Here is a 14,801-nt window from a genome sequence, read left to right on the forward strand (position 1 = left end):
GGCATCCGGACAACTCCGGATAGGCTGGCAGGATGACGCGAGCCGAGCAGCCACCTTTGGAGAGCCCCGTATCCGGAGCACTGGCCGCGGACTCCCGCGAGCGTGCCCTACGGGCCCTGCTGCGCTTCCGTCCGCTGCGGCGGCTGTGGAGCGCCCAGTCCGCCGGGGCCGTGGGTGACGGCCTCGCCGTTTTCGTCCTCATGCTGCTGGCCCTCCAGGCCGCGGTCGAGACGGGTTCCCTCGGCGGTGGCTACCGGGGCGCCGCGTTCGCCGTCGCCGCCGTGATCGGCGCGCGGCTGCTGGGCACCGTGCTCCTCGGCGCGGTCCTGCTGGAGCCGCTGTCCTCGCTCTTCTCCCCGGCCGGCCGGCTCGACCGCCGCTGGACGATGATCGGCGCGGACGGGCTGCGGCTCGCGCTCCTCGCCGTCGCGCCCCTGTGGGCCGACTGGACCGGGCGCCAGGCCGTCGTCTGGCTTCTCGTCACGGCCTTCGTCGTCGGCGGCGCCGAACGCGTCTGGACGGTCGCCAAGGACGGCGCCGTGCCCGCGCTGCTGCCCGCCCCGCCGCCCGAGGGCGACGCGGTGCGCCCGCTGCCGGACCACCAGGAGGCGCTGCGGCGGCTCTCGCTGCGCACGACCTACCTGGCGCTGCCCGTCGCGGCGGCCGCGCTCCTCGTCATCACCCTGATCGGCAATCTGCTCGGCTCGGGCATCGACTGGTTCCACCTCCACCAGGCGGCCCTCGGCTCGTACCTCGCGGCCGGGCTCTTCGCGACGTCCGGCGTGGTGCTCCACCGGATGACGCTGCCCCCGCTGCCCGATGGCGTGAAGGCGCCCCGCGCGCGCTCCCCGCTGGAGGGCCTGCGCCGCCCCAAGACCGCCCACGGCGCCGCCGACAAGGGGCGCACGGGCGCGATCCCGGTGCTCGTCCTGTCCTGCGCGGCCATCGCCGGCGCGGTCGCCGCGGCCGTCGGCGTCGCCGTGCTCCAGGCGGCCGACCTCGGCGGCGGGCCCGTCGGCTTCGCCCTGCTGGCCCTCGCGCTCACCGGCGGCCCGGCCCTGGGCATCCGCGGCGCCCGGAAGGTGCTGCCCGGCTTCTCCCGCCGCCGGCTGCTCGCGCTGGCGCTCGCCCTGACGGGCGCCGCGCTGCTCGCCGCCGGGCTGGTGCCCGACGCGACGACCGTGCTGCTGCTCGTCCTGCTGGCGGGCTGCTCCGCCGGCGTGGTCGCGAACACCGGTCACGCCCTCCTCGACCAGGAGACGGAGGAGTCCGGCCGGGCCCGCACCACCGAGCACCTCCACGGGGTCGTCCGCCTCACCGTCGCGCTGGGCGCGGTCGTGGCGCCCGTCCTCGCCGCGGTCATCGGTCCGCACCGGCTCGTGTCCGGCTCCTTCGTCTTCGCGCACGGCGGGGCGGCGTTCACGCTGATGCTCGTCGGCGCGCTGCTGCTGCCCGTCGGCGCGCTCGTGCTGGGCCGCACCGACGACCGGCACGGGGTGCCCTTCCACCGCGACCTGCTCGACGTGGTGCGCGGCGGCGACCCCGCCGAGGGCACGGCCCCCGCCGGCTTCTTCATCGCCTTCGAGGGCGGCGACGGGGCCGGGAAGTCCACCCAGGTGCGGGCGATCGCCGAGTGGATCCGCGCCAAGGGCCACGAGGTCGTCGTCACCCGCGAGCCGGGCGCCACGCCCATCGGCAAGCGGCTGCGCGCGATCCTGCTGGACGTCGCGTCGGCCGGCCTCTCCGACCGCGCCGAGGCGCTGCTCTACGCGGCCGACCGCGCCGAGCACGTCGCCTCCGTCGTACGGCCCGCCCTCGAGCGCGGCGCGGTCGTCATCAGCGACCGCTACATCGACTCGTCCGTCGCCTACCAGGGCGCCGGGCGCGACCTCTCGCCGACCGAGATCGCCCGGATCTCGCGCTGGGCCACGGACGGGCTCGTCCCGAACATGACCGTGCTCCTCGACGTCTCGCCCGAGACCGCGCGCGAGCGCTTCACGGAGGCGCCGGACCGGCTGGAGTCCGAGCCGGCGGAGTTCCACCAGCGGGTCCGGACCGGGTTCCTGACCCTGGCCGCCGCCGACCCGGCGCGCTACCTCGTGGTGGACGCCGGGCAGGAGCCCGACGCCATCACCGCCGTCGTCCGCCACCGGCTCGACCAGATGCTGCCGCTGTCCGCCGCCGAGCTCGAGGCCCGCGAGGCCGCGCGCGCGGCCGCCCTGGAGGCGGCGCGCCAGGCCGCCGAGGAGGAGGCCCGCCGCAAGGCGGAGCGGGAGGCGGAGCTCGCGGCGGAGCGCGCTGCCGCGGAGGCCGCCGCGCGTGAGGCGGCGGAAGCCGCGCGCCGCGCCGAGGAAGAGCGCCGGGAGGCGGAGAAGGCCGAGGAAGAGCGCCGCCGGGTGGAGGAGGAGCACCGCCGGGCGGAGGAGGCGCGGCTGGAGCGTGAGCGCCAGGAGCGGTTGCGCGCCGAGGAGGAGCGCGCCCGGCGCGAGGCCGAGGAGGCCGCGCGCCGCGAGGAGGAGCGCCGCGCCCGGGAGGCCGAGGAGGCGCGTCAGCGCGCCGAGGAGGAACGCGCGCGCCGCGAGGCGGAGGAGCGCGCCCGCGCCGCCGAGCAGGAACGACTGCGCGAGCAGGCCGCCGAGGAGGCCCGGCTGCGCGCCGAGGCCGAGGAACGGCGCCTGGAGAAGCAGCGCAAGGCGGAAGAGGCCCTGCTCAAGGCCGAGCAGGCGCGGGTGGCGGCGGAGGCCGCGGCGGCGGGTGCCCTGGCGGGTGCCGAGGACGGTTCCGGGGCGGGTGCTGGTCCGTCGGCTGGTTCCGGGGCCGGCGCCCCGGCGGTCCGCGGCTTCCCGTCCGGTGCCGGGGCCGGTACCCCGGCCCGTGCCGGGGGCTCGGGCGAGGACGAGGCGCCCACCGTGCCGCAGCCCTCGCTGCGCGAGCCGGAGGGGGGCGCGGGCGCCCCTTCCGGCAGCGGCGATCGCGGTTCCGTGCGGCCGCCCGTCGTGGGGACCGCTGCCTTCCGCAAGGACGCCCGGGACCCCCGCGATGCCCGGGACGCCCGTGACACCGGCGACGCGCCGACCGTCGAGACGCCCCGGCCCCCGGCCGGCTCCGAGGACCGGACGGCCGTGCTGCCGCCCGTCGTCGCGCCGACGCCGCCGACGCAGCGCGTCACCTGGGGCGTCGAGCCGAAGGACGCCCCCCGTGGCCAGGGCTCCGAGTCGGAGGAGACGGCTGTGCTGCCGAAGCCGCCGGCGGGGCCGGAGGCGCGGTCCGAGAACCCCGTGGACCGGGTGCCCGACTGGCTCTTCCGCAAGGACGACGACGCCGCCCCGGAGGCCGAGCGCACGCGCGAGCTGCCGCAGGTCGACGGGGAGGCCGAGGGCGGCGACGCGCCCGGCCGGCCCCTGCGGAAGGCGCGGCGCCACCGGCCGGAGTGGGCGGACGACGCCCCGACGCTGGCGGACGATCTGCTCGGCAAGCGGGACGCCGCCGACGGCGGCGAGGGTGAGCGGCGCTAGCCGCCGCTGGAAGTGCGGCGACGGGGTGTCGGTCGGCTGCGGCGCCGTCGTGGCCGGTCGCGCGGTTCCCCGCGCCCCTTACGGGGCCGGTGTGGGGGCCGGGCGCGCCGATACGCCCCGCGCCCCCTTACGGGGCCGGTCGCGCCCGCGCGGTGGTAGCCGCATATCGACACTGCCCCGCGCCCCTTCGGGGCCCGGGTGTCAGTGGTGTGGCCCACAATGGGTAGCCGCAGGACGGACAGCGCGGAGGAACAGCCATGGCGGTGTGGGACGACCTGGTCGGCCAGGACCGGGTGATCGAGCAGCTCGCCGCTGCCGCGCGGGACGCGGACGCGCTGGTCACGGCCGCTGGGACGGACGCCTCGGCGGCGCCGGAGGCGGCGGGCGCCTCCCGGATGACGCACGCGTGGCTGTTCACGGGCCCGCCCGGCTCCGGGCGGGCCACCGCCGCCCGGGCCTTCGCCGCCGCCCTCCAGTGCGTCAGCCCCGACCGTGCGACGGGCGGCGCCCCCGGCTGCGGCTTCTGCGACGGCTGCCACACCTCCCTCGTCGGGACGCACGCGGACGTGGAGATCGTCCGTACGGACCTGCTGTCCATCGGCGTCAAGGAGACCCGTGACCTGGTCCGCCGGGCCCAGCTGTCGCCCGCCGGCGGCCGCTGGCAGGTGATCGTCCTGGAGGACGCGGACCGGCTCACCGAAGGCGCGGGCAACGTGCTGCTCAAGGCCGTGGAGGAGCCCGCCCCCCGGACGGTCTGGCTGCTGTGCGCGCCCTCCCTGGAGGACGTGCTGCCGACGATCCGCTCCCGCTGCCGGTCCCTGACGCTGCGCACGCCTCCGACGTCGGCGGTGGCCGACATCCTCGTCCGCCGGGACGGGATCGAGCCGGAGCTCGCGGTCCGGTCGGCCCGCGCCACCCAGGGGCACATCGGCCGGGCCCGCCGCCTGGCCACGGACGAGCGCGCCCGGGCCCGCCGCGCGGCCGTGCTGAAGATGCCGCTGCGCGTGGCCGACATGGGCGGCTGCCTCAAGGCGGCCCAGGAGCTGATCGACGCCGCCGCCGAGGACGCCAAGCAGGTCGCCGAGGAGGTCGACACCAAGGAGACCGAGGAGCTGCGGGCCGCGCTCGGCGCGGCGGCGGGCACCGGCGGCCGGCTGCCGCGCGGCACCGCCGGCGCCATGAAGGAGCTCCAGGACCGCCAGAAGCGCCGCGCCACCCGCACCCAGCGCGACAGCCTCGACCTGGCCCTGACGGACCTGACCGGCTTCTACCGCGACGTGCTCGCGATACAGCTCGGCTCGCGCGTCGAGCTCGCCAACGACGACGCGCGGGACGCCCTGGAGCGCGTCGCGCGCGGCTCCGGGCCGGAGGCGACGCTGCGCCGCATCGAGGCGATCACGGCCTGCCGGCAGGCGCTCGACCGCAATGTGGCGCCGCTGCTCGCCGTCGAGGCCATGGCGGTCGCGCTGCGCGCGGGCTGACCGCGCGGGTGCCGTCGGGGGTCCCGTCCGGGGGACGGGGGGAACGGTTGAGCTGACCGGGGGAGGGTGAGTAGTACGAGGAACGGCGGGCACACCGCAGGTTGGGTGATTCCTCACTCGTATGAGGACTAGTGGGCCGTAAGGCTGGCCAAGTCGGGTATCCGTCCGGATACGCTCCGTATGCCCGCGTGGTCCTGTGCATGTCGCATGTCCGCATATCTGTATGTCCTGCGGATGTCCGACTGCCCGGACGGCCGGATGTTCGTACGCCCACCTGTCGCCCACCCCGAGGGGCCAGCCGATGGACACCAGTCGCCTGTTCCGCACCTCCGGCACGCTCGCCGCGACCGCGGCCCTGCTGATCTCCGCCGCCGTCTCGGGGGCGGCGGCGCCGGGCACGGCGGCGGCCAGACCGCGCGGCGTGGGCGAACCCGGCTCCTTCGCCTCCCTCCTCCCGCCCGGGGCGGCCGACGAACAGGGGGCGCTCCCGGAGCTGGCCCCGCTGCCCACCGTCCTGCCGCGCGCCCTCCGGCCGTACTACGACCAGAGGCTCGCCTGGCACTCCTGCGGCGGCAAGCGCGCGGACTTCGAGTGCGCCACGCTGCGCGCCCCGCTCGACTACGAGGCCCCTCAGTCCCACGACGACGTGAAACTCGCCGTCTCCCGCAAGAAGGCCACGGGCCCCGGCAAACGCCTCGGCGCCCTGATGGTCAATCCCGGTGGGCCGGGCGGCTCGGCGATCGGCTTCCTCCAGGAGTACGCGGCCTCCAGCTATCCCGGCGCGGTCCGCGACCGGTACGACATGGTCGCGATGGACCCGCGCGGCGTCGCCGCGAGCCAGCCGGTCACCTGCCTCTCCGACAAGGAGATGGACGCCTACGCCCAGGTCGACACGACGCCGGACGACGCCGCCGAGGTCCGTGAACTGGTGGCGGCGTTCAAGAAGTTCGCCCAGGGCTGCGCCGCCCGCTCGGGCAAACTGCTGGGTCATGTCTCGACCGTCGAGGCGGCCCGCGACATGGACGTCCTCCGCGCGGTCCTCGGCGACGACAAGCTCCACTACGTCGGCGCCTCGTACGGCACCTTCCTCGGCGCCACCTACGCGGGGCTCTTCCCCTCCCGCGTAGGCCGGCTCGTCCTCGACGGCGCCATGGACCCCGGGCTCGACGCCCGGCGGATCAACCGCGACCAGACGGCGGGCTTCCAGACGGCCCTGGCCTCCTTCGCGGCGGACTGCGCCCAGCACGAGGACTGCCCGCTGGAGGGCGGCCGCACGGATGTCGCGGGCGTCCGCCTCCAGCAGTTCTTCCAGCGCCTCGACCAGCACCCGCTGGCCACCGGCACCCCCCGCCGGCTCACCGAGAGCCTGGCCACCACGGGTGTGATCTCCGCCATGTACGACGAGACCACCTGGCCGATCCTCCGCAAGGCCCTGCACAACGCGCAGACCGGCGACGGCGCGCTGCTGCTGCGCCTCTCGGACCTCTACTACGAGCGCGACCAGCGCGGTCACTACACCAATCTGATGCCCGCCAACTCGGCGGTGAACTGCCTCGACCTGCCGCCCGCCTTCCGCGGGCCGGCGGCCGTCCGCCGTGCCGTCCCCGACTTCGAGAAGGCGTCCCCGTCCCTCGGCGCGAGCTTCGCCTGGTCCGCTCTGAGCTGCGCGTACTGGCCCGTGCGGGCCACCGGCGGCCCCCACCGCATCCCGGCCCGGGGCGCCGCACCCATCCTCGTCGTCGGCACCACCCGTGACCCGGCGACGCCCTACCCCTGGGCCCGCGCCCTCGCCTCCCAGCTCTCCTCCGGCCGTTTGCTCACCTACGACGGCGACGGCCACACCGCCTACACCCGGGGCAGCCGCTGCGTGGACGGCGCGATCAACGACTACCTCCTCACGGGCACCCCGCCCCCGGCCTCCCGCCGCTGCTCCTGACCTGCGAGATCCCCGTGCGAACGGCTGTGTACGGAGCACCCCTGGAAACTGTGTAGACTTAGGCGCGCTGCACACGCCAACCTTGGCTACGCAGCTTGCCGCCTTAGCTCAGTTGGCCAGAGCAACGCACTCGTAATGCGTAGGTCTCGGGTTCGAATCCCGAAGGCGGCTCCGCCGAAGCCCAGCTCAGATCTCGTCTGAGCTGGGCTTTTTCGTTCAGCGGATGCGCCGCCGACGCCGGGCGCGGGCGGCTCGGCTGTCGATGGTCTCAGTTCTGGTCTCAGATCCGGGGGAGACGGGCGGGAAGAAGGCGTCCCCCATCCGTTGCATCGCGTCCTTGGCTAGGGGGTTCCGTCCCTTCACGTATCGCCGGGTCTGGCCGATCTGGGTGTGCCGCAGGATCTCCATGATCGTGGGCATGTCCACGCCCAGCTCGTTCAGGACCGTGCCGGCCGTGTGCCGGCTCCCGTCGTACAGGCGCCGGTCGCTGAGCCCGGCCTCCTCAAGGATCTCCTTGAACTCCTCCCAGTCGTCCCGGGGGTCGATCGGCCGACCGTCGGGCCGGGCGAACACCACCTGGAAGTCGTGCCACGCGTCCCCGGCGGCCGCCCGCTGCTCGTCCTGCCACGCCTTGTGCTCGCGTAACGGGGGGATGAACACGGGCGGGATGGGGATGGGCTGCTGGCTCTTCTTGGTCTTCGGGCGGGTGAAGACGAGTCCGCCGTCCTTACGCTCCGGGCATGCGCTGGCGTGCCGGGTGCACCCTTTCGGGCATGGCTTGGGGCAGCCCCGCTTGTACCTCTTGTGGACCGTGCAGCCGGGCGGACACGGATCGAAGCGGTGGAGGCGAGCCCCGCAAGCGTGAGGGTCCTTGCAGCCGTGGCGCCACGTGAGGCGTTGAAGCTGCCAGGTGGGATGGAACAGGGCGTTGTCGAGGTCGAGGTAGGGCCAGCGCGCGCCGAGCGTCTCGCCGGGGCGTGGGCCCATCCCGATGCCGAAAGCCCAGCGCATGAAGTTGGGGCGCCTGGCGGCGGCTTCGAGAAACCGCCGGGCCTCTTCCTGCTCGAACGGGTTCGCCTCGGTCTCGTCGGCCGATGGCGGGTCGACCAGCGTGGCGACATTCTCAACGATCATCCGGCGCCTATGCGCGATCTTCAAAGCCCGAGACAAGATGCGGTGAACCTTGAGCACGTGGGACGGCGCGTGACCCTCGGCGAGCATGGCCGCGTACATCGTCTCCAGGTGCTCCGGGGCCAGCTTGTCGAGACGGTGTTGCCCGACCCCTGGGATGATGTCGTTGCGGGTCTTGGACCAGTAATCGTCCAGAGAACGCGGCTTGAGCTTCAGGGACGCGATGTTGGTCAGGTACGTGTCCATCCACGCGGCCACGGTCGGCGCGCGGCCGGCCCTGGGTGCGCGGTGCTCGTCGCGGAGCTTCTCCAGTGCCTTGACCTTTCGGACGACCTCCGGCTCGGTCCTGGCCCGCCGGTGCCGTCGATCCGGACTCCCGTCGTTTTTGAGCCCCATCGTGACGCGGCCGTGCCACCAGCCGTCATTCCCCAGGTAGACGGACGACTCCAAGTTTGGCTTGCGGGGAGCCACTTCTCTCCTTTCGGTGGCGGCCGGAGTCCAGCCCCGGCCGCCGCCCGTGTGCTAACTGGCCTGCTGTTCGAGGTTGTTCACGTAGTTCTGGAGATCGGCCACACGGATGCGCCGTGACCGGCCGCGCTTGATGAACGGCAAGGTGCCGTCGGCCATGAGCTCGTAGACCGTGGTGCGGCCGAACCTCAAGGCTTCGGCGGCTTCCTCGGGCGTATAGAGGAGCGGGACGACGGGACCGGCCGGGGCGGTCATCAGTGATTCCTCCCTACGGATCGGACGGGACGCTTCGCCTTCCTTGCCGTAAATCCGCAACATCCGCCACGCCGCAACAGTGCTGGTCAGCAGCTTGGGGGTGTGGCGGATGCTGGTTGCGTTGCGGATAGGTGCCGCCGCGCGGTGCGCGGCGGCTTGCTGGGTTGGGGTCGGGTTAGACGACGGCTCGGAGTTGGTGTGTGCCGGTTTCTGCGTGCGTGTGGCGACTCTCCATGGGGTCTTCCGCCACGGATTCACCCTCGTTGACCTGCGATGTTGCGGACGTTGCGGGTGTTGCGGACTTCCCGGGGGGAGGGGGGCAGTAGCGGGCCCATGCGTCGGTCAGGTCGTCCGCGTAGTAGCCCTTCGGGGTGCCGCTGCCGACTCGGATCCCCCGGGGGCGGATCGGGGTGTTGTCGGGGCGGACGTACTGTTTCAGGAGCGTGGAGAGGCCCCGGGCGGTCAGTGGCTTGCCGTCGTCGGTCAGGTCGGCCCAGGGGGCGTCATCGAGTCCGAGGAGGACTTCGAGGATGGCGGCGGTGGGCATGCGGTCGGCGCCGCAGAACACCTTGTCGCGCAGGTCGGTCAGCAGGCGGACCCCGAGGGAGGCTTCGTCGCCGTCCTGGGCTGCCTTGATGAGTTCGAGGCTGGCGGCGCGGGCCCGCTCGGGCCAGTGGCCGCCGGCCGCGACCGCGAGGAGCGGTTCCCACACGTCGGCGGGCCGGTCGGAGACCCCCTCCGGCATCTCGGGCCAGGCTTCGGCGACCTGGTCGTGGACGGTGGTGGCCCAGTCGGCGAGCCGGTCACGCAGGGCGTGGCCCTGCTTCTCGTGGACGCGACGGCGGTACGGTTCGGCCTTCTCGTTCGGGGCCTTCTTGCGCATCCGGATGATGACCGAGCGGGTCAGGATCGTGTCCGGGAGGGAGCCGAGTCCCGCCATGGCGACGGCGCAGAACGAGGAGAACCACTCGGTGCTCTGGTTCGAGCCGTCCCCGACGCAGCGCAGCGACTTGGCGCCCCGCCGGTAGCCGGAGTTCAGGAACCCGCGAACCTCCTCGTTGCCTCCGGCCTTCGGCCCGAAGACGGTGTCGATCTCGTCGAACAGCAGCGTCGGCGTTCCGCCGTCGGCCTCCACGAGCCGGAAGAGGGCGTTGGCGGAGGCGTTGACGGTGGTGGCCGCGCGGGGGGTGAGAGTTTCCACGATCTCCAGGGCACGGGACTTCCCCGAGCCGGGCTCGGGGGAGAGGAACGCGAGGCGGGCGGTGCCGTCAAACGCGTCGATCAGGTGGGCGTGGGCGTCCCACAGGGCGACGGCGACGTAGGCGGCTTCGCTCGGGAAAACGTTGAAGCGGCGGTGGAAGTGCTCGACCTCATCGAGCAGGGCAGCGCCGTCGATAGACGGGGCGGGCGGGGTGCTGGTCATGCGGCGTTCCTCTCTTCGGTCAGGAGCGGGCAGAGGTCGCGGTGGGCGGTGTGGTCGGTGATGAGGGCGAGCACGTGCTGGTGTCCGGCGGCGCTGCGGTTGCGGCCGCATGCGCATGTCGATGTCGCGGTGGGCACTGCGCCCCGGCCGGGGGCGACGATGCGGAGCATCCCGACGATGCGGGGCGCGGGGGTCGGGTGCTGGTCAGGGCGAAGAGCTGAAAGGACGCCCTGACGGGCGGCGACCCTCGGCGCACCACTGCCGGATCGGGCCGGGGCCAGTTCGGCGGAGCTGGGGCCGTCGGCGGTGTCGGGTGGGCTGTTAGTCGGAGAGGAGGTGCGGCCGGTCATGCCGTCTTCCGAGTACCGCTGTTCTGCTGGATGGACCAGTTGAGGGCGCTGGTGATCGCGGAGCGGTACTCGTGGGGCTTCTGGCCGGCCGCTTCCGCCCCCCGACTAATAGCCGCCTCCACCACGGCGCGGTCCAGGTCGCCGGATGCGACCAGCCGCCCCAGGGCTCGCGTGGCCCGGACGACCGCCGCGTTGCGCTGGCCCTCGGGGGCGCTGGCGACGGCTGCCTCCTCGTTGCGCAGCGCGGCGGCCGCGTACGAGCTGGCGCTGCCGCGACGGAGCGGCACCGCCGCCGTGGTCGTGGTGGTGCGTGTTCGGGGGTGGGGTGGGATGAGCAGTGTGCGCAGCCAGTCGGGCAGGGGATTGAGGAGGGTGGGGCCGCAGGTCTCGTAGCGGGCCCCGTTCACGTGGCTTCCGGCGGCGACGACGTAGCCGCCCCACGCGCGGGTGTCCACGAGCGGTGCGAGGGCCCCGGCGGTGTTGTGCAGGCGGGCTGCTGCGGGGGCGGTGAAGTACAGGTGGGTGCCGCCGCTCGCGGTCCGGATGGTGCGGGTGGTGGGGGCGGGCTGCCCGGTGCGCTCGCAGAGCGCCTGGAAGGTCGTCGCGCCGTCAGGCGCGTCCGTATTGCTCTTGGGCTTGTCCAGGTCGACCACGAGCAGCCCTGCGGGGCCGGTGGCCAGGCCGATGTTGAAGGGGCCGGCCGACCAGGCGCGGCGGATGCGCTCGGGGTCGGTGGTGGCGCGCTCCTCCCACTTCACGTGCCCGGCCCGGCAGGGGCCGGTGTGGGGGCAGCGGGTCTCGCCGTGCAGGGCGGGGCGCTTGTCGCCGGGGCGGAGCGGGAAGACGGGCCAACCACGCTCCGCAGCATCCAGCGCCGCACGCAGCAGCATGGAGCGGAGTTCTTGGGGCATGCTGGAGACCTCCACTAGGTCTGTTGATGGACGGGTGGAACCGGGGCGATCGCGCGACTTTGGCGAGACGTGGGCGGTCGCCCCGGGCGTATCTACGGCCGGGTGCTTTGGAGCCAGGCGGCGTACTCCTGGCGGACGTAGCCCCGGTGGCTGGTGCGGGCCCACAGCCGGTCCTCGGGCCCGTGCTCACCGGCCCAGCCCTTCACCCGGTCGAAGAGAGACAGGGTGAGGGCGGCGGCTTCGGCGGTCTCAACAGCCATCTCGACGGCCACGGGCGCCGAGACGGCCGCTTCCTCGATGGCCATGCGGTCCAGCAGCGCCGCCCTGCGCAGGAGGAACTCGCGCTCGACTGAGGAAGGCGGCAGCAGGCCGGCGTCGGTGTAGCAAGAGATCAGGTCGGTGAGGTCCGCCAGCTCATGCACGATGGGCGGGGCGTCGGCGTAGGCGTCGTCCCCCGTGTGATGGTCGGCGGTGATGTACAGCCGCAGACGCTTCCCCGACCGGGTCGGCTTCCGCAGGGGCGGGCTGGTGGTGAACGTGCCGGCCAGTCCCTTGGTGATCGCGTCGGCGTCGGTGGGGTCGCAGATGATCCGGATCTCGAACACGTCCGTCTCCTAGTGGTGGTTGTGGATGGTGCCGTGGGCGCGGCCGAAGAGGCCGGTGGCGGTGACCTGGACGATCTGGGTGGTTTCGGTGTGCTCCTCGCGGTGGCGGCCGGTGATGGTGCGGAGGATGGCCACGGTGCCGAGGGGGATGAGGATGAGGAGCGCTGCGGCGGCCCACAGGGCGTGGGCGGCGGCGATCAGTCCGGGTGCGGCGGCGGCGAGCCCGTAGCCGGCGGCGGCGATGCCGCCTCCGATGGTCGGGGCGAGAAGGGCGGTGGTCTTGGCCCAGGACGGGACCGGGCGCGCCACCGGTACGGGGGCGGTCTGGGGCTGGTCGGGGGTGAGGGTGTAGCCGGTGATCAGGCGCCCGTCGGGGAGCTGGATCGTCTGGACGGCGGGGAGCGGGCCGGGGTGGAGGGGGACGATCGGGGCGGGAACGGCGGGGGTGATCGGGATGGGGTGATGGGTGATCGGCGGGTGGTGTTCGGGAAGGGGCATGGTGAGCCTCCCTACGGGCATGCGGAGTGGGCCCGCGCCGGGCGGCGCGGGCCCACTGGTTGGGTGTCAGGCGTGGTCGTCAGGGGTGTCACGCGGGGTGTCAGGGTCCGCGTGACGGTGCGGCTGCCTAGGGGTTTGGGTGTCAGGGGGCCGTGACGGTGTCAGGTGTCAGGCGGCCGTCAGGGCGGGGACGATGCGCCACCGGCCGGTCTGGGCGGTGGGCTCCAGCCGGCCCTCAAGGGCGGCTTCCTTCAGCCGGGCGGAGACCCATGGGCGGGAGTAGTTGTTGGCGTCGCACCAGTCGGTGAAGTCCTTCGGGCCCACGACCATCCGGCCCTCAGACTCGAACTGCTCCAGCGCCCGGGCGAGCAAGGCCCGGGCCTCTTCGGGGGAGGGCTTACGGCCGGTCTCCTGCTGCCCGAACATCGGTACGTCGTCACCCGGTTCGGGGTCGGGCAGGTCGGCGTCCGGATCGAGCTGGGCGTCCTCGGGGTCGACCAGCGGGCCACCGTCCATCTCCATCTCGCCTTCCTCCGCGCCAGCCTGTCCGGGGGCCGGCTGGTCGGTGCCGGGGGCCGCCCGGCCGGTGTAGAGCTGTCCGGCGACCCTGGCGGCCGCCTGGGCGGTGACCGGGCCCGCCGGGGCGCCGTGGCGCTGGGCCCAGGAGGCGAGCACCTCCAGGACGGACACCGAGCGGATGGTGAAATGGAAGGTCCTGGCCGGGGAGGCGTACCGGTCCTCGGGGATGCCCGGGGAAACGAGGTAGCAGTATCCGGGGCGGCGGTTTCCCCAGGCGCCGGGGTGAGCTCCGGCGTCCAAGACCCTGCTGGGGAGGGAGAACCCTTCATCCCGTTCGTCGCAGCCGAGCGCGATCACGGACGGCAGGGACGCGCGGGTGCTGGTGCTGATCTGGTCGTAGCTGGGCCGCTGGAGGGAGACGACCAGGGCCATACCGGCGGAGCGCGCCTCCTGCGAGATTCCGGTGAACGCGTCGTCCCCCATCGCGCGCAGCGTGTTGGCGGACTCCTCCATCCATGCCACCAGGAACGGCATGCCGGGGCAGCCGCACGCGGTGCCGTCCTTGCGGCACGTGTGCTTGGTGCTGGTCTGCGTCAGGGCTGCCTCGGGCAGCCACTGGCGGTAGCCGTGAGCGCCCAGCCACTTGGTCCGGGCCGGGATGGTGGCCTTGACGGCCTCCACCATGACTTCGGTGCCGGAGCCGCCCTCCACGGCCCAGTCCAGGCCGGGCCGCAGGGGGCCGAAGTCCTGGAACATCTTCGGGTCGCTGAACCAGACGATGACGTCCCGGCGGGAAAGGATCTCGGTGAGCAGGTTGAGCGCCGCGTCGCCCTTGCCGGAACCGGAGACGCCCGCGATCAGTACGTGGGTCGAGTTCCGTTCGGCTTCCGGGTCTCCGGGCAGCCACAGCAGCAGCGGTGAGCCGTCGTCGTAGCGGCCGATGACCAGCGGTTCGGCGATGGAGCCGCCCAGGTTCGACGGCCCCGTCCACTCAACCGCCTCGGCGAGCATGTCCTCTGGGACGATGACCAGGTCGCCGCGACGGGCCGAGGCGGGGTCCGGCTGGTACCGGATGGCCGTGGTCGGCAGATCCAGCGCGGACGCGATCCGCGCCAGGCTCTTAGCGACGTCGTCGTTGGTCTGCTCCCCCGCTTCCAGCGCGACCGCCGCTGTGACGCGGTTCGGGTCGACCTTGACCGCGCCGATCTGCGCGCGGGCCAGGCCGACCTTCTCCAGCAGCCCCTTGTCCGCGCCCTGGCCGGTGGTGCCGTCGACGCTGCGGCGCATGATCATCCGCACGTTCCATGACAGGGCCAGGGCCGGGCCGCCCATCAGGTACAGGTCTGGCAGCGGCCCGGCCGTCGGACCGGCGAGACACGCGGCGGTCACCCACGCCGATCCCGCTGCCATGGTGATGGCCGAGTGCAGACGCCGCTGCTGACTGGTCGAGCGGCCCGCCCACCAGGTGGCGCTCGTGAGGGCGACGGAGGCCAGGGTCAGGCCCACGCCGGCCGCCGCGCTGGAGGACCATTCCAGGCTGCCCAGCGCACCGGCCAGACCGGCGCCGCCGACGCCGAGCCAGGGCGGGAGGTGTGGTTTGGCCCGGTGCAGCAGGTACGCCCGGACGCCCCCGGCGTCGGAGGCGCCGCGCAGTTGCTCTTCGTGCTGCTGCTCGCTGTGCTCACGCATGTCTCGCACGGCTCGAACCT

Annotated in this window: 11 protein-coding genes and 1 tRNA gene; 4 read left to right on the forward strand and 8 right to left on the reverse strand. The window is 73.7% G+C overall.

What is annotated here, in order from left to right:
* Positions 1-32 precede the first annotated feature (32 nt).
* The 4 genes from tmk (at position 33) to EKH77_RS17390 (ending at position 7,103) form a co-directional block, all read left to right on the forward strand.
* On the forward strand, positions 33-3,515 hold the full coding sequence (tmk, locus tag EKH77_RS17375; protein WP_126915273.1) for a dTMP kinase: 3,483 nt from the start codon (positions 33-35) through the stop codon (positions 3,513-3,515).
* 257 nt (positions 3,516-3,772) lie between these two features.
* Positions 3,773-4,996, forward strand: coding sequence for a DNA polymerase III subunit delta' (locus EKH77_RS17380; protein WP_126915274.1), 1,224 nt, complete (start codon positions 3,773-3,775; stop codon positions 4,994-4,996).
* Positions 4,997-5,297: 301 nt separating this feature from the next.
* On the forward strand, positions 5,298-6,932 hold the full coding sequence (locus EKH77_RS17385) for an alpha/beta hydrolase (protein WP_126915275.1): 1,635 nt from the start codon (positions 5,298-5,300) through the stop codon (positions 6,930-6,932).
* 97 nt (positions 6,933-7,029) lie between these two features.
* Positions 7,030-7,103 (forward strand) — tRNA-Thr (locus EKH77_RS17390).
* A 45-nt stretch (positions 7,104-7,148) separates the two neighbouring features.
* Here EKH77_RS17390 and EKH77_RS17395 read toward each other — a convergent pair.
* From EKH77_RS17395 to traB, 8 genes are all read right to left on the reverse strand, one after another.
* Positions 7,149-8,534, reverse strand: coding sequence for a tyrosine-type recombinase/integrase (locus tag EKH77_RS17395; protein ID WP_126915276.1), 1,386 nt, complete (start codon positions 8,532-8,534; stop codon positions 7,149-7,151).
* 51 nt (positions 8,535-8,585) lie between these two features.
* The gene (locus EKH77_RS17400) at positions 8,586-8,786 is read right to left on the reverse strand and encodes a helix-turn-helix domain-containing protein (RefSeq protein ID WP_206279869.1); all 201 of its coding nucleotides are present in this window, start codon (positions 8,784-8,786) and stop codon (positions 8,586-8,588) included.
* 175 nt (positions 8,787-8,961) lie between these two features.
* Complete coding sequence (locus tag EKH77_RS17405) at positions 8,962-10,209, reverse strand: DUF3631 domain-containing protein (protein WP_126915277.1); 1,248 nt, start codon at positions 10,207-10,209, stop codon at positions 8,962-8,964.
* Complete coding sequence (locus EKH77_RS33375; RefSeq protein WP_206279870.1) at positions 10,206-10,379, reverse strand: hypothetical protein; 174 nt, start codon at positions 10,377-10,379, stop codon at positions 10,206-10,208. Before EKH77_RS33375 ends, EKH77_RS17405 begins: the two co-directional genes overlap by 4 nt.
* Before the next feature lie 176 nt (positions 10,380-10,555).
* Complete coding sequence (locus EKH77_RS17415) at positions 10,556-11,470, reverse strand: bifunctional DNA primase/polymerase (RefSeq protein WP_126915279.1); 915 nt, start codon at positions 11,468-11,470, stop codon at positions 10,556-10,558.
* Between the two features lie 92 nt (positions 11,471-11,562).
* Positions 11,563-12,075: a hypothetical protein gene (locus EKH77_RS17420; protein WP_126915280.1), complete on the reverse strand. Its 513-nt coding sequence runs from the start codon at positions 12,073-12,075 to the stop codon at positions 11,563-11,565.
* Between the two features lie 9 nt (positions 12,076-12,084).
* Positions 12,085-12,573 (reverse strand): hypothetical protein, encoded by a 489-nt coding sequence (locus tag EKH77_RS17425; protein ID WP_126915281.1) that lies wholly within the window; start codon positions 12,571-12,573, stop codon positions 12,085-12,087.
* 168 nt (positions 12,574-12,741) lie between these two features.
* Positions 12,742-14,781: a plasmid transfer protein TraB gene (traB, locus tag EKH77_RS17430; protein WP_126918113.1), complete on the reverse strand. Its 2,040-nt coding sequence runs from the start codon at positions 14,779-14,781 to the stop codon at positions 12,742-12,744.
* Between the last annotated feature and the right edge of the window lie 20 nt (positions 14,782-14,801).

Origin of the sequence: Streptomyces luteoverticillatus (genome assembly GCF_003970715.1) — a bacterium.
Lineage (GTDB): Bacteria > Actinomycetota > Actinomycetes > Streptomycetales > Streptomycetaceae > Streptomyces > Streptomyces abikoensis.

Coding starts and splice junctions, on each gene's coding strand:
- tmk (WP_126915273.1), top strand. CDS start 33: ATGACGCGAGCCGAGCAGCCACCTTTGGAGAGCCCCGTATCCGGAGCA.
- EKH77_RS17380 (WP_126915274.1), top strand. CDS start 3,773: ATGGCGGTGTGGGACGACCTGGTCGGCCAGGACCGGGTGATCGAGCAG.
- EKH77_RS17385 (WP_126915275.1), top strand. CDS start 5,298: ATGGACACCAGTCGCCTGTTCCGCACCTCCGGCACGCTCGCCGCGACC.
- EKH77_RS17400 (WP_206279869.1), bottom strand. CDS start 8,786: ATGACCGCCCCGGCCGGTCCCGTCGTCCCGCTCCTCTATACGCCCGAG.
- EKH77_RS17405 (WP_126915277.1), bottom strand. CDS start 10,209: ATGACCAGCACCCCGCCCGCCCCGTCTATCGACGGCGCTGCCCTGCTC.
- EKH77_RS33375 (WP_206279870.1), bottom strand. CDS start 10,379: ATGCTCCGCATCGTCGCCCCCGGCCGGGGCGCAGTGCCCACCGCGACA.
- EKH77_RS17415 (WP_126915279.1), bottom strand. CDS start 11,470: ATGCCCCAAGAACTCCGCTCCATGCTGCTGCGTGCGGCGCTGGATGCT.
- EKH77_RS17425 (WP_126915281.1), bottom strand. CDS start 12,573: ATGCCCCTTCCCGAACACCACCCGCCGATCACCCATCACCCCATCCCG.
- traB (WP_126918113.1), bottom strand. CDS start 14,781: ATGCGTGAGCACAGCGAGCAGCAGCACGAAGAGCAACTGCGCGGCGCC.